General features: G+C 66.3%; 22 protein-coding genes. 9 read left to right on the forward strand and 13 right to left on the reverse strand.

The genetic code is table 11. The features are described 5' to 3' along the window. Nucleotides 1-69: 69 nt before the first annotated feature. Complete coding sequence (locus VGN62_RS01000) at nt 70-1,143, forward strand: hypothetical protein (protein WP_327450283.1); 1,074 nt, start codon at nt 70-72, stop codon at nt 1,141-1,143. On the opposite strand, the gene VGN62_RS01005 is transcribed toward VGN62_RS01000, so the two are convergent. The 7 genes from VGN62_RS01005 to eno all read right to left on the reverse strand — a co-directional run bounded on the left by VGN62_RS01005 (nt 1,121) and on the right by eno (nt 7,165). Next, nucleotides 1,121-1,468: a DUF2794 domain-containing protein gene (locus tag VGN62_RS01005; RefSeq protein ID WP_327450285.1), complete on the reverse strand. Its 348-nt coding sequence runs from the start codon at nt 1,466-1,468 to the stop codon at nt 1,121-1,123. The two genes, VGN62_RS01000 and VGN62_RS01005, sit on opposite strands and share 23 nt — an antisense overlap. Then, complete coding sequence (gene cysE / locus VGN62_RS01010) at nt 1,468-2,187, reverse strand: serine O-acetyltransferase (protein WP_327450287.1); 720 nt, start codon at nt 2,185-2,187, stop codon at nt 1,468-1,470. The genes VGN62_RS01005 and cysE overlap by 1 nt, the downstream gene beginning before the upstream one ends. Before the next feature lie 84 nt (nt 2,188-2,271). Then, nucleotides 2,272-2,871 (reverse strand): hypothetical protein, encoded by a 600-nt coding sequence (locus VGN62_RS01015; protein ID WP_327450289.1) that lies wholly within the window; start codon nt 2,869-2,871, stop codon nt 2,272-2,274. A gap of 28 nt (nt 2,872-2,899) precedes the next feature. Next, a complete protein-coding gene (locus VGN62_RS01020) occupies nt 2,900-4,279 on the reverse strand; it encodes a pyruvate dehydrogenase complex E1 component subunit beta (protein ID WP_327450291.1) in 1,380 nt (459 codons plus the stop codon). Nucleotide 4,280: 1 nt separating this feature from the next. Beyond that, nucleotides 4,281-5,369, reverse strand: a complete 1,089-nt coding sequence (gene pdhA, locus VGN62_RS01025; RefSeq protein ID WP_414713236.1) for a pyruvate dehydrogenase (acetyl-transferring) E1 component subunit alpha — start codon at nt 5,367-5,369, stop codon at nt 4,281-4,283. A 125-nt stretch (nt 5,370-5,494) separates the two neighbouring features. Continuing rightward, nucleotides 5,495-5,821 carry an FtsB family cell division protein gene (locus VGN62_RS01030; protein ID WP_327450295.1) on the reverse strand — a complete coding sequence of 109 codons (327 nt, stop codon included), beginning with the start codon at nt 5,819-5,821 and terminating at the stop codon, nt 5,495-5,497. A 69-nt stretch (nt 5,822-5,890) separates the two neighbouring features. Further along, nucleotides 5,891-7,165 (reverse strand): phosphopyruvate hydratase, encoded by a 1,275-nt coding sequence (eno, locus tag VGN62_RS01035; RefSeq protein ID WP_327450297.1) that lies wholly within the window; start codon nt 7,163-7,165, stop codon nt 5,891-5,893. Nucleotides 7,166-7,370: 205 nt separating this feature from the next. Here eno and VGN62_RS01040 point away from each other — a divergent pair, with 205 nt between their 5' ends. The 5 genes from VGN62_RS01040 to VGN62_RS01060 all read left to right on the forward strand — a co-directional run bounded on the left by VGN62_RS01040 (nt 7,371) and on the right by VGN62_RS01060 (nt 9,402). Beyond that, nucleotides 7,371-7,916 carry a hypothetical protein gene (locus VGN62_RS01040; protein ID WP_327450298.1) on the forward strand — a complete coding sequence of 182 codons (546 nt, stop codon included), beginning with the start codon at nt 7,371-7,373 and terminating at the stop codon, nt 7,914-7,916. 7 nt (nt 7,917-7,923) lie between these two features. Next, a complete protein-coding gene (locus tag VGN62_RS01045; protein WP_327450300.1) occupies nt 7,924-8,388 on the forward strand; it encodes a phage holin family protein in 465 nt (154 codons plus the stop codon). Then, nucleotides 8,372-8,764 carry a hypothetical protein gene (locus tag VGN62_RS01050; protein ID WP_327450301.1) on the forward strand — a complete coding sequence of 131 codons (393 nt, stop codon included), beginning with the start codon at nt 8,372-8,374 and terminating at the stop codon, nt 8,762-8,764. Before VGN62_RS01045 ends, VGN62_RS01050 begins: the two co-directional genes overlap by 17 nt. Further along, entirely contained in the window at nt 8,748-9,104 is a 357-nt protein-coding gene (locus tag VGN62_RS01055; protein ID WP_327450303.1) for a hypothetical protein, read from the forward strand. Before VGN62_RS01050 ends, VGN62_RS01055 begins: the two co-directional genes overlap by 17 nt. 82 nt (nt 9,105-9,186) lie before the next feature. Next, on the forward strand, nt 9,187-9,402 hold the full coding sequence (locus tag VGN62_RS01060; RefSeq protein ID WP_327450305.1) for a DUF4170 domain-containing protein: 216 nt from the start codon (nt 9,187-9,189) through the stop codon (nt 9,400-9,402). 35 nt (nt 9,403-9,437) lie between these two features. Here the strand turns inward: VGN62_RS01060 and VGN62_RS01065 are convergent, their stop codons facing one another. The 4 genes from VGN62_RS01065 to VGN62_RS01080 all read right to left on the reverse strand — a co-directional run bounded on the left by VGN62_RS01065 (nt 9,438) and on the right by VGN62_RS01080 (nt 13,660). After that, nucleotides 9,438-9,716 carry an ETC complex I subunit gene (locus VGN62_RS01065; RefSeq protein WP_327450307.1) on the reverse strand — a complete coding sequence of 93 codons (279 nt, stop codon included), beginning with the start codon at nt 9,714-9,716 and terminating at the stop codon, nt 9,438-9,440. Between the two features lie 69 nt (nt 9,717-9,785). Continuing rightward, nucleotides 9,786-12,248 (reverse strand): ATP-dependent helicase HrpB, encoded by a 2,463-nt coding sequence (gene hrpB, locus VGN62_RS01070; protein WP_414713237.1) that lies wholly within the window; start codon nt 12,246-12,248, stop codon nt 9,786-9,788. Next, nucleotides 12,248-12,634, reverse strand: coding sequence for a DUF1801 domain-containing protein (locus tag VGN62_RS01075; RefSeq protein WP_327450311.1), 387 nt, complete (start codon nt 12,632-12,634; stop codon nt 12,248-12,250). The genes hrpB and VGN62_RS01075 overlap by 1 nt, the downstream gene beginning before the upstream one ends. A gap of 12 nt (nt 12,635-12,646) precedes the next feature. After that, a complete protein-coding gene (locus tag VGN62_RS01080) occupies nt 12,647-13,660 on the reverse strand; it encodes a polyprenyl synthetase family protein (RefSeq protein WP_327450313.1) in 1,014 nt (337 codons plus the stop codon). 108 nt (nt 13,661-13,768) lie between these two features. On the opposite strand from VGN62_RS01080, the gene VGN62_RS01085 reads away from it, so the two are divergent. From VGN62_RS01085 to VGN62_RS01095, 3 genes are all read left to right on the forward strand, one after another. Further along, nucleotides 13,769-14,056 (forward strand): chorismate mutase, encoded by a 288-nt coding sequence (locus VGN62_RS01085; RefSeq protein WP_327450315.1) that lies wholly within the window; start codon nt 13,769-13,771, stop codon nt 14,054-14,056. Then, nucleotides 14,053-14,748, forward strand: a complete 696-nt coding sequence (locus VGN62_RS01090) for a glutathione S-transferase N-terminal domain-containing protein (protein WP_327450317.1) — start codon at nt 14,053-14,055, stop codon at nt 14,746-14,748. The genes VGN62_RS01085 and VGN62_RS01090 overlap by 4 nt, the downstream gene beginning before the upstream one ends. Before the next feature lie 68 nt (nt 14,749-14,816). Continuing rightward, on the forward strand, nt 14,817-15,203 hold the full coding sequence (locus tag VGN62_RS01095; protein WP_327450319.1) for a hypothetical protein: 387 nt from the start codon (nt 14,817-14,819) through the stop codon (nt 15,201-15,203). 36 nt (nt 15,204-15,239) lie between these two features. Here VGN62_RS01095 and VGN62_RS01100 read toward each other — a convergent pair whose 3' ends face one another. Beyond that, nucleotides 15,240-16,544: a HAMP domain-containing sensor histidine kinase gene (locus VGN62_RS01100; RefSeq protein WP_327450453.1), complete on the reverse strand. Its 1,305-nt coding sequence runs from the start codon at nt 16,542-16,544 to the stop codon at nt 15,240-15,242. A 115-nt stretch (nt 16,545-16,659) separates the two neighbouring features. Beyond that, complete coding sequence (locus VGN62_RS01105; RefSeq protein WP_327450321.1) at nt 16,660-17,325, reverse strand: response regulator transcription factor; 666 nt, start codon at nt 17,323-17,325, stop codon at nt 16,660-16,662. Nucleotides 17,326-17,356 lie beyond the last annotated feature (31 nt).

The following is a 17,356-nucleotide window of genomic DNA, read 5'->3' on the forward strand; positions in this document are numbered from 1 at the left end:
ATTGCATCACCAATACAGCCCTGCTAGAAGCGGTGCGGGGCAAGGGGATCGGACAGAAGGACGACCCCGATGTATAGTGAAAGCGACCTGCAAGCAGCGGTCGATGCAAAGGTACTGACGCCGGAGGCCGCACTGGCTTTCCGCTCGCATATCGCATCGGTGCGCGCCGCCCCCGGAGCGGATGAGGAATCCTTCCGCCTCATCACCGGTTTCAACGATATTTTCGTCAGCATCGCGGCGGTGATCCTGCTCGTCGCGGTCGGCTGGATCGGCGCCTCGATCCATCCCGCGCTCGGCGGCGCTTTCGTCGCCGCGTCGGCGTGGTTCCTCGCCGAGTATTTCACGCGGAGGCGCCGCATGGCGCTGCCCAGCATCGTCCTCGTCCTCGCCTTTTCGGGCGGCGTGTTCGCGACGATGGTCGGCTTCCTCGTCAAGCATGGCGAGTCGATCTTCGGCAGCGATCCGGGCGAAACGGCCGGCGCGATCCTGATCGGATCGATGGCGCTGGTCACCGCCGCGGCGACCTGGGCGCACTGGAAGCGCTTCATGGTGCCGATCACCGTCGCCGCCGGAACCGCCGCGCTCGCCGCGACCGCGGTGGCGCTCGTCCTCGCGATCACCGGAATGCCCAGCCCCGACGGGACGCTGCCGATGATCCTCGTGCTGATCGCCGGACTCGGCGTCTTCACCCTCGCGATGTGGTGGGACCGCAGCGACCGCGTGCGCCAGACGCGCCGCAGCGACGTCGCCTTCTGGCTTCACCTGCTCGCGGCGCCGATGATCGCGCACCCCGTCTTCCACCTGCTCGGCGTTACGCGCGGCGACGATATCGGCAGCGGTGCCGCCCTGATGGTCGTCGGCATCTATGTCGTCTTCGGGCTGATCGCACTCGCGATCGACCGCCGCGCGCTGCTCGTCTCGGCGCTCGCCTATGTGCTGTTCGCGATGACGCAGCTCTTCAACACCTTCGGCGCGGTCGAGCTCAATGTCGCGCTGACGGCGTTCGTGATCGGTTCGGCGCTGCTGCTGCTCTCGGCCTTTTGGCAAAATGCCCGGGCGGTGGTCGTCGGTTTCCTGCCGCCGAATGTCGCCGACCAGCTGCCGGCGACGGTGCGGGCGATCAGTCCCCAACCAGCTTCATAAGCTTGCGTTCGACGGGGGCGAGCACATTCGAAAGCTCGTCCCCGCGTTTCAGGATCGCCCCGGCTTCGGAGACAAGGGCCCACATGCCCTGCCGGCTCCGCAAGGCGGGGCGTTTTTCTATGCGATATTCGGGACGCTCGGCGGCGCGGCGAAAGGCCGAGAAGATCGCGGCGTCGCGGTGAAAATCCATCGCATAGTCGCGCCAATGCCCCGCCGCGACCATCCGGCCGTAAAGGTCGAGGATGCGCATCAGTTCGGGGCGCTCGAAACCGGTTTGCTGCGGTACCGTCCGGCCTCCGAACGGCAAGGGCGTCACGGTGCCCATCAGGCGCCGGTCCGGCTCCCCTTGCGCCGCGGCGCTTCATCGTCGACGGCGGCGAGTTCGCGTTCGTCGAGCAGCGCCTTCAGCTGCTTCTGCATCTGTTCGAGCTGGCATTGCAGCAGTTCGACCTTTTGCGTCGCCGGGTCGAAAGTCTCGCTGCACGGCGTGCCATAGGGCACAAACTCGCGCGCATATTCGGTCGCGTCGAGCAAGGTCGAGCGCGCCGGGATGCCGACCATCACCGCGCCTTCGGGGACATCCTTCGTCACCACCGCATTGGCGCCGACGCGCGCGCGCGCATTGACGGTAACGGGACCGAGGATCTGGGCGCCCGAACCGACGATGACATCGTCGGCCAGTGTCGGGTGGCGCTTGCCGCCGATGCCGTTCGCGGGGTCGGTGCCGCCAAGCGTAACGCCCTGATAGATGGAAACATTGTCACCGATCTCGGCGGTCTCTCCGATCACGACGCCGAAGCCATGGTCGATGAACAGGTGCCGGCCGATCGTCGCGCCGGGGTGAATGTCGATCGCGGTCAGGAAACGCGACAGGTGATTGACGAAGCGCGCAAGGAAGAACAGCCGCGCCTCGAACAGCCAGTGTGCGATGCGGTGCATGCCGACCGCGAGCAGACCCGGATAGAGCAGAATTTCCCAGCGCGACCGCGGCGCCGGATCGCGCGCCTTGATCGAATCGAGATAGGCGACCAGCCCGTTGAACATCGCATTGTCCCCTGCGACCCCGTTTGTTCTGCGCAAGATAGATGCTCGGGCGCGCCATTTCCACCCCCGGCGCATATTTAGTCGTCAGCGGCCGAAAAGGCCGATGCGCAGCAACAACAGGCCTTCGCTGCGCAGATGCCGCTCGCCGTCGCTCGCCGCGATCGCTCCCGCCCAGCGGTCGAGCATCAAAAGCGCCCGGGTTCCGCCGAAATCACCGCGGGGCGGCACAGCGGAATTTTTCGCGTCGCCCAGCAGGCGGCGCGCTTCGGGTTCGGCCTCGACGACGCCGGCACCCCAGACAAGCCCCCAGCGCTTCCCGCCCGCCGCATCGCCGCCCGACAGCGCAAAGAGCTGATCGCCGAAGCTTTCGGAAGCCGTACGACGCTCGTCATCGCTGTCCGCAAGCAGCATCGCTTCGGCGGCATAGACGAGCGCGTCGAGACCGCCCTGCCCGGCCCATGTCGCCTGGAGCTCGGCGAGCAGCGGCTCGCCCTTGGGCAGCGCGCCGGGATCGCTCGCGATCATCCCCGCCATGTCGCGCCACCAGGCGAGCTTGATCTGCCCGATCAGCGGCTCGCGCGCGTCGATCAGCAGCTTGGTCAGCCGCGCGGCGAGACCCCACAGCGCCGCCATGGCCGCGCGCCGCGATTGCGGCACGGCGACCATGACGCGCGGATCGCGCATGTCGGGATAGAAAGCCGTCTCCGGATCGTCAGGCGCGATTGAGGACCGCCTTCACCGCCTTCACGACGCGCGGCGTATCGACGAGCGCGGCCTTTTCGAGATTATGCGCATAGGGCAGCGGCACATCCTCGTTGCACACGCGCATGACGGGCGCATCGAGATCGTCGAAGCCATGCTCCATCGCGACCATCGCAAGTTCGCTGGCGATCGAGCAGACCGGCCAGCCTTCCTCGACGACGACGAGATGGTTCGTCTTCTTGAGGCTGGCGAGCACCGTCGCGGTGTCGAGCGGACGCAAGGTGCGCAGGTCGATGACCTCGGCATCGATGCCTTCACCGGCAAGCTGGTCGGCGGCTTCGAGCGCGAGCCCGACGCCAATCGAATAGCTGACGATCGTGACGTCGCTACCCTGACGCATGACGCGCGCCTTGCCGATCGGCAGGACATGGTCGGCAAGGTCGGGTACGTCGAAACTGCGGCCGTAAAGCAGCTCGTTTTCGAGGAATACGACAGGATCTTCGGTGCGGATCGCGGCCTTCATCAGCCCCTTGGCATCGGCGGCGTCATAGGGCGCGATCACGATCAGGCCGGGGACGTTCGCATACCAGGGCGCGTAATTCTGGCTGTGCTGCGCGCCGACGCGCGCCGCGGCGCCGTTCGGGCCGCGGAACACGATCGGACAGCGCATCTGACCGCCCGACATATAGTTGGTCTTCGCCGCCGAGTTGATGATGTGGTCGATCGCCTGCATCGCGAAGTTGAAGGTCATGAACTCGATGATCGGCTTCAGCCCGCCCATCGCCGCGCCCGCGCCGAGACCGGCGAAACCATATTCGGTGATCGGCGTGTCGACGACGCGCTGCGCGCCGAATTCCTCGAGCAGGCCCTGCGTCACCTTGTACGCGCCCTGATATTCGGCGACTTCCTCGCCCATCACGAAAACGCGGTCGTCGGCGCGCATTTCCTCGGCCATCGCGTCGCGCAGCGCCTCGCGCACCGTCAGGCGGACCATCGCGGTGCCTTCGGGGATCGCGGGGTCCGATGCGCGCTCGGCAGCTGCAGGGGCGGCAGCCGGGGCAGCAGCAGGCGCCGGTGCCGGTGCTTCCGCCTTGGGTTCGGGCGCCGCGGCGGGCGCAGGCGCAGGCGCCGGAGCGGCCGCTTCTTCGCCCTCGCCCGTGATCGTCGCGATCACAGTGCCGACCTTCACATTGTCGGTGCCCTCGGCAACGAGGATCTGGCCGATCGTGCCCTCATCAATGGCTTCGAATTCCATCGTCGCCTTGTCGGTTTCGATCTCGGCAAGGATGTCGCCCGACTTCACCGTGTCGCCTTCCTTGACGAGCCACTTGGCGAGCGTGCCCTCTTCCATCGTCGGCGACAGCGCCGGCATCTTCAATTCGATGGCCATCTCAATATTGCTCCACCAGCACGTCGGTATACAGTTCATGAAGTTCGGGTTCAGGCGCGCTTTCCGCAAAGTCGGCCGATTCCGCAACGATCTGACGGATTTCCTTGTCGATATCCTTGATCTTGTCCTCGCCGATCCCGGCGTCTTCCATCAGCTTCTTGAGGTGCTCGATCGCGTCCGACTTGTCGCGCACAGCCTGCACTTCCTCGCGGCTGCGATATTTGGCGGGGTCGGACATCGAGTGGCCACGGTAGCGATAGGTCTTGAGTTCCATCAACACGGGGCCCTTGCCCGCGCGCACCCATTCGAGCGCTGCTTCGGCGGCGCCGCGCACCGCGAGCACATCCATACCGTCGACCTGCATCCCCGGGATGCGGAAGCTTTCGCCGCGACGATAGAGCTGATCCTCAGCCGACGAGCGGTTGACCGAGGTCCCCATCGCGTACTGGTTGTTCTCGATCACGAAGATGATCGGCAGCTTCCACAGCTCGGCCATGTTGAAGCTTTCGTAGACCTGCCCCTGGTTCGAGGCGCCATCGCCGAAATAGGCCATCGCCACGCCGCCGTCGCCGCGATATTTGTGCGCGAAGGCCAACCCGGTACCGAGCGACACCTGCGCGCCGACGATGCCGTGGCCGCCATAGAATTTATGCTCGACGCTGAACATATGCATCGACCCGCCCTTGCCGCGCGAGATGCCCGCAGCGCGGCCGGTGAGTTCGGCCATGATGACCTTCGGGTCGATGCCGTAAGCGAGCATGTGGCCATGGTCGCGATAACCGGTGATGACGCTGTCCTTGTCGCCGTCGAGCGCCGACTGGAGACCCACCGCAACGGCTTCCTGACCGATGTAGAGGTGGCAGAAACCGCCGATCAGGCCGAGGCCATAAAGCTGCCCGGCCTTTTCCTCGAAGCGGCGGATGAGCAGCATCTCGCGATAGAATTTTTCCAGCTCTTCGGGCGTCGCGTCATAGGGAACGGGATCGCGCGGTTGCTCGCGGTTGGTCGCGGCGGCCGGGGTGGAAGCAGTCTTTTTCGGCGCGGCGGATGCGCGCGCGGGAGCTTTGGCCAAGGGAGGTTTCCTTTGCATTTAGCCGTTACGGCAAGGCCCCCTATAGGAGAGCCGCGCCGCACTTGGCAACGCCCACCATCGGCATCGCGCCGACCAAGCTACGTATGCAGCAAAAGGCGCAGCAACGCCGCACCGAACGGCGCTCAGCGCTTCGCTTCGGGCTCCATCGGGATGATCACCTCGTCGGGGTGATAAGCGCCGAGCTTCTCGCGGACATATTCCTCGGCAAGGTCGGGATCGACGCGCTGGCGGTCGAGCAGGTTGACGCGATTCTGGAGCTCATGCTCCTTCTTCGCCAGCTCGCTCAGCACGACGCGCTTCTTCTCGACCGACTGGCCATATTCGCCCCACGCGTAAAGCCCGGTCGGCCCGAAGATCGCATAGCCGAGCATCGCCAGCACCGCGATCACCGCGAGCGCCGGACCGGTCGCCCGGCTCATCGATTTGCGAAATTTGTGGCGCTGCGTCATCCCGGCCCTTGAATCAGAGTTGATTCACGGCGTCAAGGCGTCAGCGCACTGTTTTCCGCAGCTTTGCGATCACCCGAAAATCGACGCGCCCGGATAACGCGCCATGTCGCCCAGTTCTTCCTCGATGCGGATGAGCTGATTGTATTTCGCGAGCCGGTCCGAGCGCGCGAGGCTACCGGTCTTGATCTGGCCGCAGTTGGTTGCGACCGCAAGGTCGGCGATCGTCGAATCCTCGGTCTCGCCCGAACGGTGCGACATGACGGCGGTGTAACGCGCGCGGTGCGCCATATCGACCGCGTCGAGCGTTTCACTGAGCGTACCGATCTGGTTGACCTTGACGAGCAGCGAGTTGGCGAGGCCGTCCTTGATCCCCTGTTCAAGGCGCAGCGGGTTGGTCACGAACAGGTCGTCGCCGACGAGCTGGCACTTGTCGCCGACGAGGTCGGTGAGCGCCTTCCAGCCCACAAAATCATCTTCGCTCATCCCGTCCTCGATCGATTTGATCGGATAGTCGTTCACGAGCGCGGCGAGATATTCGGCCATCTGCTCGGGGCTGAGCGACAGGCCCTCGCCGCTGATTTCGTACTTGCCGTTCTTGAAGAATTCGGTCGCGGCGCAATCGAGCGCGAGGACGACGTCGGTGCCGAGCTTGAAGCCCGCCTGATCGACCGACGCGGCGATGAAGTCCAATGCAGCGCGCGTCGAAGCGAGGTTCGGAGCAAAGCCGCCTTCGTCGCCGACTGCGGTCGCGAGACCCTTCGCCGACAGGCCCTTCTTCAGCGTGTGGAAGATTTCGCTGCCCCAGCGCACCGCTTCGGCGATGCTGCCGGCGCCGACGGGCATGATCATGAATTCCTGCACGTCGATCGGGTTGTCGGCGTGCTCGCCGCCGTTGATGATGTTCATCATCGGAACGGGCAAGGTGCGCGCCGAGACGCCGCCGACATAACGATAGAGCGGCAGGCCGCGCGCGTCGGCTGCTGCTTTTGCGGCGGCAAGGCTGACGCCGAGGATCGCGTTGGCGCCGAGGCGGCTCTTGTTCGGCGTGCCGTCGAGGTCGATCATCGCCTGGTCGAGTTCGCGCTGGTCCTCGGCATCAAGGCCGATCAGCGCGTCGGCGATATCGCCGTTCACCGCCGCCACCGCTTTCGTCACGCCCTTGCCGAGGTAACGGCTCTTGTCGCCGTCGCGCAGTTCGACCGCTTCGTGCGCGCCGGTCGAAGCACCCGAAGGAACCGCGGCGCGGCCGAAGCTGCCGTCTTCGAGCAGGACATCGACTTCGACGGTCGGATTGCCGCGGCTGTCGAGGATTTCGCGGCCGTGAATGTCGATGATGGCGGTCATGGATTTTGTCCTGCTGAAGCCCTGTCGGCAGGGCGGTAGGGAAAGGCGCCCGCCTGTTATCGAGAGGGTGACGTTAGTGCAACCGCTGCATAGGAATTTTGCGGAGGGATGGAACCATTCGGCTCGCCTTGCTATATATTCTTGCAGGACCAAAGGGGACGTTCGCTGATGCGGCGCCCGACAAAAGAAGAAGAGGACAACGCCGATGGCCAAAGCCGCTACTCCCGCGACGAAGAAAGTTGCCGCTCCCCGTCCCAAGGCGCCCGCAAAGGCCGCCGCCACCAAGGCGGCGCCCGCGCGCAAGCCCGCGGCTGCGAAGGCCGCCAAGGATCACCCGATCCGCGACCAGCTCGCCGCGACGCGCGACACGATCAAATCCGAAGCCTCGAAAAAGGCCGCCTCGTTGAAGGACGAAGCGACGACGCTGAAGAATCAGGCGTCGGCCAAGGCGCGCGACGCCGCGACCAAGGGCAAGGACAAGGCCGCCGAAGCCGTCGGCAGCCTGGCCAAGCTGCTCGAGGACAGCGCCGGTACCGTCGACAGCAAGTTCGGCAAGCAATATGGCGACTATGCCCGTTCGGCCGCGACGACCGTTGCCGGCCTTGCGACGACGCTCGACAAGAAGGATCTCGACGAGCTCGCCGCCTCGACCCGCGACATGGTCAAGAAGAACCCGGCGATCGCCGTCGGCGCCGCCACGGTGATCGGTTTCGTGCTCGCCCGTATGCTCAAGGGCAGCTCGAACGATTGACCGGACCTTGTCATCGCCCGATCCGAACACCCCCGCGCCCGACGGGCGCAGCTTTGACGGCGTAAGCCACGGCTACGCGCCGGGCGGGCGCGCCGAGACCGCGCCGCCGGTTCCGCTCGACAAGATTGTCGGCGATGTCGTCGACAATCTTTCGGCGACCGCGCGGGCGGAACTGGCACTGCTCGAAGCGCGCGGCGAACTGGCGCTGCACGGCGCGAGCTGGGCGGCGGCATGGGGGACGATCGCGGCGTGTGCCGTCGGTATCGCAATGCTCGCGCTCGCCTTCGGAGCGATCCTCGCGCTGGCGCCGCATGTCGGGCCTTTCATCGCGACGCTGATCGTCGTGGCCGTGCTGCTCGCCGTTGCGGGCTTTGCCGGATGGCGTGCGCAGCGCAGCTATGGCGACATCCGCACAGCGCTGCGGCGCGACCTGACGAACGAAGGAATCGATCCCGATGCCGCGGACGCGTAATCGCCTGATCGCTGCGGCGCGCCGCTCGATGCTCCAGCGCGCCGAACTCCACCGCCGGCTCGACGTCGCGAAAGCTGCGCTCAGGCCCGGCGCGCTCGTCGACCGCGGCAAATACCGGATCGGGGAGAAGGTCGACGACGCCGCGCATGTGGTTCAGGAGCAGTTTCGCAACAACCGCCTGCCGATCGCGATCGCGGCGGCAGCGGGAATCGCCTGGCTCTTGCGCGAACCGATCAAGGAACATGCGCCGCGTCTGGTGCAGAAGATCCAGGACCTGGCGGCGGACGTCGCCGATCATTTCCGCTCCGCCGAAGAACCGACGGACGAAGACGACGAAATCGAAATATTGGAGGAAGATGATGAAGCCGTTCGGTGAAACCGCGCGCGAGACGCGCGCCAAAGCGAGTGAACTTGCGGAGAAAACCGCCGAAAATGCGCGACTGACCGCCGAGGCGGCGAAGGCGCGCATCCAGGACGGCTATGGCCGCGCGCGCGCCGCGACCGAAGACCTCGCCGCGAAGGCGAGCGAACAGGCAGGCGTCGCGCGTGAAGCTTCCGGCGAAGCGTTCGAAAAGGGCAAGGCGCAGGCCAAGCGCGCGAACAGCAAGCTCAAGGATGTTGCAGAAAAGCAGCCGCTGGCGCTCGTCGCAGGCGCGGTCGCGATCGGCGCGCTGTTCGGATCGCTGCTGCCGAAGGGACGCAAGGACGAGGATTGAGCCGCACTTGCCGTAAGGGCCAAGCGCTGGTAGGGGGCGCGGCTTCTCCCCTCCCCAGTGCTAGCCCGCAAGGAAAGCAGCCATGAGCAAATTGCATCTCGTGTTCGGCGGACGCGTCGCCGATCCGCAGGGTCTCGACTTCGTCGACCTGCACAATCTCGACGTCGTCGGCCTGTTCCCCGACTATAAGGCGGCCGAAAAGGCCTGGCGCAGCGCGGCGCAGCGCACCGTCGACGACGCCGAAATGAAATATGTCGTCGTCCACCTGCACAAGCTGCTGCAGCCCGACGCGGAATAATCCGGATTCGACGGCCCTTCGGGGCCGTCTTTTTGTCAGCGGAAGTTGTCGGCGTAGGCCTGGATCTTCAGCGTGCGCACCGGCGTCGGCGTAATCTCAACCTCGATCCCTTCGCGCTCCGCATAGGCGACCGCTTCTTCGCGGCTCGCAAAGCCAAGGCGAAGCTGGCGCTGCGTGTCGCCGCTGCCCGCCCAGCCCATCAGCGGATCGGCCTTGCGCGCCTCGGCGGGCGCGAACTCCAGCACCCAGCGCTGCGTCCCGGCGCGCCCCGACTGCATGGCATTCTTGGGCTTCTGGAAAATACGCGCTTTCATCGGGGTCGTCCTGTGTAACCGGGGCCTGTGCCGCCGCCTTAGCGCCAAGCGAGGCGTGCGGAAAGAGGTCTATTGCGCATCGCGCCGCGCTTGTGCCGCTTTGGTCATCAAGCTTGGGCGGGCGTTCGCCGGATCGTCGGGCCAGTTGTGCTTAGGGTAGCGCCCGCGCATCTCGCGAGCGACGTCGTGCCAGCTCCCGCCCCAGAAGGACACGAGGTCGCGCGTCGTCTGAATGGGGCGGTGCGCGGGCGAGGTCAACGCGAGCACCAACGGGACAGGCGGATCGCCGATCGTCGGATGACGCGCGAGCCCGAACAATTCCTGCACGCGCACGCTGACCGTCGGCCCGCCATCGGCGCCATAGTCGATCGCATGGCGGCTGCCGACGAGCGTCGTATAATCCGCGGGCGCATGCTTTTCGAGCAGCTGCCGCGCCGGCCAGTCGAGCAGCCCCATCAGCGCATCGGCCAGCCTGCGGTCGCCGATGTGGCGAAGCCCGCGGCACGCAGGTAGCAAAGGTTCGAGCCATATCTCGAGGCTGTCGGCGAGCGCGCCGGTCGACAGCGTATCGATGCCAGCGAAGGAGGCGCGCTGGCGCAGCGCCTGCGACGCCGGTCCCCAGCCGATGAGCCCGAGCCCCTTGTCGCGCACCGCCGCCATTCGAACCGCAACGTCGTCCCCGACGTTGTCGCCGCGCCCCGCCTGCCCGCTCGCCAGCGCGATCGCGCCAAGCCGCCGTTCGCGGCGATGGTCGACGCGGTCGTTCGCGCTGTCATAACGGCTCGCCGAATGCTGGACGATGCGCCCTTCGAACAGCGCCTCGACCTCGGCCTGCGCGATCGGCGCTGCGGCGAGGATGCGCACCCCCGCGGCGTGGCCCTGTGCATCGGCGATCGCGAGCCATTCGCTGTTCGCGAGCGGATCGACCGGGTCGATGCGATAGGCGCGGCCGCCGACGCTCAGATATTCGCCGCGCTGCCCGGCGCGCTGGCGGGCAACGCGATCGGGCCAGGCGGTCGCGATCCAGCCGCCGATCGAACGCGGTGCAAGGTCGCCCGCGCCCGCCGCCAGTTTTTCGCCGACGGTCGCCAGCCGCCGCGCAAGGCGTCCCGCGCCTTCGGAGCGGTCGCCCTTCTGCCCGCGCCAGCGCCCCAGCCGCGCCTCGACATCGACGCCGCGCCCGCCGAGACCGGGTTCGGTGAGCAATACCGCGAGCCGCCCCGCCATCTCGGCCTCCCCCGCGCGCGCCGCGTCGAGCAGCATATGCGCGAGCGGCACCGGCAGCGGGATCGCCGCGAGCGCTTTGCCGTGCGCAGTGATGCGGCCGTCGTCGGCAAGCGCTCCGATCGCCTGCAACCGCGTCTTCGCCTCGGCAATTGCCGCGGGTGACGGCGGGTCGAGCCAGCCCAATTGGCGCGGGTCGATGATACCCCAGCTCGCGCAATCGAGCACGACGGGCATCAGGTCGTTCTCGTGAATCTCGGGCGGATCGAACGGCGGCATGCCCGCAGTCGCCGCAGCTTCCCACAATCGGTAAGCGACCCCTGGTCCCTGCCGCGCCGCGCGCCCCGCGCGCTGCGTCGCCGACGCCTGGCTCGCACGCTCGGTGACCAGCCGCGCGATCCCCGCCGCCTTGTCGAAGCGCGGGCGGCGCGACAGCCCGGCGTCGATGACGATGCGCACGCCGTCGATCGTCAGGCTGGTTTCGGCGATGCTCGTCGCGAGGATCAGCTTGCGCCGCCCGTCGGGATCGCGGACGAGCGCCCTGCGCTGGAGGGCCGGATCGATCTGACCATGCAGCCGGTGGACCGCCAGCGGCAGGCGCGCATCTTCGACGCCGGCTGCGGCGCGTTCGATGTCGGCGGCGCCGGGCAGAAAGGCGAGCATGTCGCCTTCGGGTTCGTCGGCCAGCGCCTGCCGCACCGCGCCGAGCACCGACGCCTCGAGCCGATCCTCGGCGCGGCGGCCGATATGGCGGAGGTCGAGCGGCCAGATCTTGCCCTCGCTCTTCACCACCGGCGCGTTGCCGAGCAACGCCCCGAAGCGTGCCCCGTCGAGCGTCGCCGACATCGCAACGAGGCGAAGGTCGTCGCGGAGGCCCTGCTGCGCGTCGATCGCCAGCGCGAGCGCGAAATCGCCATCGAGACTGCGCTCGTGCACTTCGTCGAACAGTACCGCTGACACGCCGGACAATTCGGGGTCGGCGAGGATGCGGTTGCGAAACAGGCCGGGTGTCATCACCAGCAGCCGCGTCGCCGCCGATTGCTTGCTGTCGAGGCGCGTCGCATAGCCTACGCGCCCGCCAACCGCTTCGCCCATCTCCTCGGCGATCCGCTCGGCTGCGCCGCGCGCCGCGAGGCGGCGAGGCGACAGCAGCCACACCGCGCCCTTGCACCACGGCTGCTTCAATATTTCGGGCGCGACACGCGTCGTCTTGCCCGCCCCCGGCGGCGCGACGACCACGGCGTTGGGCTTCAGCAGCAGCGCCGCCATGATATCGGGCAGCACGGCATCGATCGGCAGCGGCTGCATCATGTCCGCGCCGCGGGATTGCCCAGTTCGAGGTTGAGGCGAAAGGCTTCGGCGGCAAGGCGCGACACCTCTTCGGCCGTCACCTCGGTCGCCTCGGTCATCACCAGATTTCCCAGTTCATATTTGCCGCTCGCCTTGATGCGCGGATCGACCTCGCGCAGCCTTTTGCCGCGCCAGAAGCCGAGCAGCACGCGATGCTCCTCGGCGCGGATCAGGATGCACGGACCGTTCGCGATGAAGACGAGGTTGGTCCATTTGATGGTTTCGTCAAACGACGCCGCAGCCATGATCGCGGCGCGCATCATCGCACAGCGTTCGCGCTGCCAGCCCGAAAGCGCGGCGATATAGGCGTCGGGGTTCTCGGCGGCCGGCCCCATCATCGCCATGGCCTGTTCCCCTCAATAGGCGCGCGCGACCGCGAAGGCGACCGCTTCGGTCAGCGCCGATTTTGCCTGGCTCGCGCGGAAGCCGCCGATCGCGTCGACCGCGCGCTGGCCATAGTGGCGCGCACGCGCCAGCGTGTCGGCGATCGTGTCATGCTTATGGAGCAGCGAGGTCGCATAGGCGAGATCCTCGTCCGACGTGCGGTGCCCGACGATCGCCTGCTTCCAGAAGTCGCGTTCTTCGGCGCTGCCGCGCGCATAGGCGAGGATCACGGGCAGCGTGACCTTGCCATCGCGAAAGTCGTCACCGACGCCTTTGCCCATCGTTTCGGCGTCCGAAACATAGTCGATCGCATCGTCGACGAGCTGGAACGCGATGCCGAGGTTGCGGCCATAGGCGTCGAGCGCGGCTTCGGTCGCGTCGTCGCGCTCGGCGACGACCGCAGCGATCTTGCACGCCGCGGCGAACAGCTCGGCGGTCTTGGCGTTGATGATCGCGAGATACTGGTCCTCGCTAGTCTCGATCCGGCGCTGCGCGGAAAGCTGGTTGACCTCGCCCTCGGCGATCACCGCCGAAGCGCGCGACAGGATTTTGAGCACCTTGAGCGAGCCGTCCTCGACCATCACCTCGAACGCGCGGCTGAACAGGAAATCGCCGACGAGCACCGAGGCGCTGTTGCCCCAGATCATGTTCGCGGTCTTGCGGCCGCGGCGCAGGTCCGATTTGTCGACGACATCGTCGTGAAGCAAGGTCGCGGTGTGGATAAATTCCACCGCCGCGGCGAGCTTGCAATGACGGCGGCCCGGATAGTCGAGCAGCTTGCCGCACGCGAGCGTCAGCATCGGGCGCATACGTTTACCCCCGCCCGCGATCAGGTGACCGGCGAGTTCGGGGATCAGCGGCACTTCGGACTGCATCCGGTCGAGAATGACCGAATTCACCTCGTTCATGTCGGCGGCAACGAGCGCCATCATCGGGTCGAGCGAGGGCGGCCGGTCGCCGTGGAGCTGATGAATTTCCGCAGTCATAACGCGGCGAGCCTTGGCGCCGTGCCCACGATTTTGCAACGACTTTCGGCTTGCTTTGAGGCCCCGCCCGGTGCCAAGCGTGCCGGGCACAAGAGGAGCCGCGCACCCATGGACGACCAACTGAGCCGCTTTCGCCAGAGCATCGACAATATCGACGCGGCGCTCGTCTATATGCTCGCCGAGCGGTTCAAGGTGACCAAGGCGGTCGGCGAGCTCAAGGCGCGCGAAGGCCTGCCCCCCGCCGATCCCGGCCGCGAGGAACGGCAGATCGAACGGCTGCGCGAACTCGCCCGCGACGCCGACCTCGACCCCGATTTCACCGAGAAATTCCTGCGCTTTATCATCGACGAGGTGATCCGCCATCACCAGCAAGCGAAGCGCGAGCAGGGCGCATGACCGCGGCCCACCCCATTTTCGCACGCTGGCCCGCGCAGCATCCCGACCGGCTCCAGCTTTTCTCCGCCCCGACGCCCAATGGCGTGAAGGTCGGGATCATGCTCGAGGAAACCGGCCTTCCCTATGAAGCGCACCGGATCGACATCATGGCGAACGAAAGCCATGACCCCGCCTTCCTCGCGCTCAACCCCAACGGGAAGATCCCGGCGATCTATGACCCCGAAGGCCCGAGCGGCAAGCCGCTCGCGCTTTTCGAATCGGGTGCGATCCTGATCTATCTCGCCGACAAGAGCGGCCAATTCCTGCCCTCCGATCCGAACGCGCGTTACGAGACGATCCAGTGGTTGATGTGGCAGATGGGCGGCGTCGGCCCGATGTTCGGCCAACTCGGCTTCTTCCACAAATTCGCCGGCCGCGACTATGAGGACAAACGCCCGCGCGACCGCTACGCCGCCGAATCCGCGCGCCTGCTCGGCGTGCTCGATGCGCGGCTCGCGGACCGCGAATGGGTCATGGGCGAAGAATACAGCATCGCCGACATTTCGCTGCTCGGCTGGGTGCGGAACCTGATCGGTTTTTACGACGCCCGCGAGATCGTCGGTTTCGATCGCTTTGCCCATGTCCAGCGCTGGCTCGATGCCGGGCTGGCGCGGCCCGCTGTGCAGCGCGGGCTGGAAGTGACGGCAGCGTAAGAGCGATGGGCAATGTTCGACCGTTTGCGGACGTTTCTGCGGTCGGCTGGATTTGCTAACCTCGCCAGATGTTCATCAGATTCGTGATTGCCGATCTCGATGCCGATTCCGGGCGACGGCAAGGTCTTTTTCAAGCTGGTGAAGCTCTTGTTCAAAGCGGACGCATGAACCCGTTTGATCAAGAGCACCTTGAGCAGACGTACCGTTGGTTTAGGCTGCATTTGCCAGTGCCCACGCGTTTTGCCGTGTCGAGGCGGCCTCATGCAAAAGCGCAAGCCCTGAGTTGGTTTCGCGATTCGGCCATCGAGCACATCGATCGCATCCGTGAGTATCAAAGAATTCTCGATGCTTACGATATCCCAGTCGAGATGCTTCGGACAACGCGACCAGGTTACATTGTGTTCGAAGACGAATATCAAATCGCTGCATATCCGTTCGCAGACACTCCCTGCTGAACGTCGGCCTCCCACCGCAAAGCAGTCGTTCGGCCCCTACCCCGCCGGCAGTCTGAGGCGTACGAGCAATCCGCCCAGATCCTCGCTCTCCTCGAGCGCGATACTGCCACCATAGATTTCGGCGACGTCGCGCACGATCGCGAGGCCGAGGCCGGTGCCCGGCTTGCCGCTGTCGAGGCGCACGCCGCGATCGATGACGCGGTCGCGGTCGGCGGGCGAAATGCCCGCGCCATCGTCCTCGATCAGGATTTCGGCCATCGCACCGTCGCGCTGGATCGTGACGAAGACGCTGCCGCCGCCATATTTGGCGGCATTTTCGAGCAGGTTGCCGACCAGTTCGTCGAGATCCTGCCGCTCGACGCGCACCACCAGTTCCTTGTCGCCCGCTGCGTCGAGCCGCGCATCGGGATAGAGCGCCGCGACTGCGCGCGAGACGCTGTTCACGCTGTCCCACACCACGGCGCGCGCCTGCGCCGCACCGCGCCGCCCGACCGCGCGGGCGCGCGCGAGATGGTGATCGACCTGCCGCTGCATCGTCGCCGCCTCGCGCCGCACCGTATCGGCGAGTTCCGAATCGGAGCTGGTCGCGCTGTTGACGAGCACGGTGAGCGGCGTCTTGAGCGCGTGCGCGAGATTGCCCGCGTGCAGCCGCGCCTCCTCGGCCTGTTTCTCGTTATGCGCGAGCAGTGCGTTGAGCTCGTCGACCATCGGCTGCACCTCGAGCGGCAGCGGCGCGGTGACGCGGCGGTGCTGCCCGCCGCGCATCGCCGCGATCGCCCGCCGGATGTGGCGCAGCGGCCACAGGCCATAGAAGGTCTGGAGCGCGGCGAGAATGATGAGGCCGAGGCCGAGCAGCGCGAGGCTGGGAATCAGCGTCTGCCGCACCGCGCCGACCTGCGCGTCGAGCGCTTCGCGCGATTGCGCGATCTGGTACCGCCAATTGGTCTTGCTGCCCGGCAGGATGACGTTGCGTTCGAGGATGCGCAGCTCCTCGTCGGGGAACTGGTTGCTGTCATAGGTGTGGATCTGATTGTCGATATGCGGCACCGGCGCCTTCAACGAGCGTTCCCACAGCGAGCGCGAGCGATAGGGCTCCTGATTGCCGCCGCTGATCTGCCAGTAAAGCCCGCTATACGGCTCGAGGAAGCGCTGGTCGCCGAGCGGTTCGACCAGCCGCACCTCGCCGTCGGGACCGATTTCGGACGAGCGGATCATCGCGATCAGCACATATTCGAGACTCGAATCGAAATTGCGCGTGATCGCCCCGGTCAGCACACGGTCGAGCGCGAAGCCGCCGCCGATCAGCAGCACCGAAATCCACAGCGCCGCGATCGCGATCATGCGCCGCGCGAGCGAACCCGTGATGCGGCTCGTCAGCGCCGCGGGCTTGATCGTGTCGTCCGCGCCGGTTCCGTCAACGGGAGGGATATCCGCTTCGGCCATGCCGAGCTGGCCCCTAGCCCTGCGGATCGTCGAGCTGGTAGCCGAGACCGCGGATGGTGGTGATGATGTCTGCGCCGAGCTTCTTGCGGATGCGCGTCACGAACACCTCGATCGTGTTCGAATCGCGATCGAAATCCTGATCGTAGATATGCTCGATCAGCTCGGTACGCGACACGACCTTGCCCTTGTGATGGAGCAGGTACGACAGCAATTTATATTCCTGCGCGGTCAGCTTGACCGGCTCGCCGGCGAGCGTGACGCGGCCCGACCGCGTGTCGAGCCGCACCGGCCCCGCCGTCAGCTCGCTCGACGCATTGCCCGCCGCGCGGCGGATCAGCGCGCGGAGGCGTGCGATCAGTTCTTCGGTCTGGAACGGCTTGGCAAGATAATCGTCGGCACCGGCATCGAGCCCCGCGACCTTGTCGGACCAGCTGTCGCGCGCGGTCAGGACGAGCACCGGGAAATTGCGCTTTTCGCGGCGCCAGCGGTCGAGCACCGTCAGCCCGTCGATTTCGGGCAGGCCGAGGTCGAGGATCGCGGCGTCGTAATTTTCGGTCGAGCCGAGGAAATGACCGTCCTCGCCGTCGGTCGCGAGGTCGACGGCATAGCCCGCCCCCTCCAGCGTCGCCTTGAGCTGCGGTCCCAGCGTGGGTTCGTCTTCGACAATCAAAATCCGCATTCAGGCGCCTTTCCGTTGCGCGCCGGGCGTG

The organism is Sphingopyxis sp. (genome assembly GCF_035998905.1).
Taxonomy (GTDB): Bacteria; Pseudomonadota; Alphaproteobacteria; order Sphingomonadales; family Sphingomonadaceae; genus Sphingopyxis.

Coding starts and splice junctions, on each gene's coding strand:
- hrpB (WP_414713237.1), bottom strand. CDS start 12,248: ATGCAGCCGCTGCCGATCGATGCCGTGCTGCCCGATATCATGGCGGCG.
- pdhA (WP_414713236.1), bottom strand. CDS start 5,369: ATGCAAAGGAAACCTCCCTTGGCCAAAGCTCCCGCGCGCGCATCCGCC.
- VGN62_RS01090 (WP_327450317.1), top strand. CDS start 14,053: ATGACCGCGGCCCACCCCATTTTCGCACGCTGGCCCGCGCAGCATCCC.
- VGN62_RS01015 (WP_327450289.1), bottom strand. CDS start 2,871: ATGCGCGATCCGCGCGTCATGGTCGCCGTGCCGCAATCGCGGCGCGCG.
- VGN62_RS01000 (WP_327450283.1), top strand. CDS start 70: ATGTATAGTGAAAGCGACCTGCAAGCAGCGGTCGATGCAAAGGTACTG.
- VGN62_RS01040 (WP_327450298.1), top strand. CDS start 7,371: ATGGCCAAAGCCGCTACTCCCGCGACGAAGAAAGTTGCCGCTCCCCGT.
- VGN62_RS01030 (WP_327450295.1), bottom strand. CDS start 5,821: ATGACGCAGCGCCACAAATTTCGCAAATCGATGAGCCGGGCGACCGGT.
- cysE (WP_327450287.1), bottom strand. CDS start 2,187: ATGTTCAACGGGCTGGTCGCCTATCTCGATTCGATCAAGGCGCGCGAT.
- eno (WP_327450297.1), bottom strand. CDS start 7,165: ATGACCGCCATCATCGACATTCACGGCCGCGAAATCCTCGACAGCCGC.
- VGN62_RS01020 (WP_327450291.1), bottom strand. CDS start 4,279: ATGGCCATCGAATTGAAGATGCCGGCGCTGTCGCCGACGATGGAAGAG.
- VGN62_RS01095 (WP_327450319.1), top strand. CDS start 14,817: ATGTTCATCAGATTCGTGATTGCCGATCTCGATGCCGATTCCGGGCGA.
- VGN62_RS01065 (WP_327450307.1), bottom strand. CDS start 9,716: ATGAAAGCGCGTATTTTCCAGAAGCCCAAGAATGCCATGCAGTCGGGG.
- VGN62_RS01100 (WP_327450453.1), bottom strand. CDS start 16,544: ATGATCGCGATCGCGGCGCTGTGGATTTCGGTGCTGCTGATCGGCGGC.
- VGN62_RS01005 (WP_327450285.1), bottom strand. CDS start 1,468: ATGGGCACCGTGACGCCCTTGCCGTTCGGAGGCCGGACGGTACCGCAG.
- VGN62_RS01060 (WP_327450305.1), top strand. CDS start 9,187: ATGAGCAAATTGCATCTCGTGTTCGGCGGACGCGTCGCCGATCCGCAG.
- VGN62_RS01050 (WP_327450301.1), top strand. CDS start 8,372: ATGCCGCGGACGCGTAATCGCCTGATCGCTGCGGCGCGCCGCTCGATG.
- VGN62_RS01080 (WP_327450313.1), bottom strand. CDS start 13,660: ATGACTGCGGAAATTCATCAGCTCCACGGCGACCGGCCGCCCTCGCTC.
- VGN62_RS01105 (WP_327450321.1), bottom strand. CDS start 17,325: ATGCGGATTTTGATTGTCGAAGACGAACCCACGCTGGGACCGCAGCTC.
- VGN62_RS01055 (WP_327450303.1), top strand. CDS start 8,748: ATGAAGCCGTTCGGTGAAACCGCGCGCGAGACGCGCGCCAAAGCGAGT.
- VGN62_RS01085 (WP_327450315.1), top strand. CDS start 13,769: ATGGACGACCAACTGAGCCGCTTTCGCCAGAGCATCGACAATATCGAC.
- VGN62_RS01075 (WP_327450311.1), bottom strand. CDS start 12,634: ATGGCGATGATGGGGCCGGCCGCCGAGAACCCCGACGCCTATATCGCC.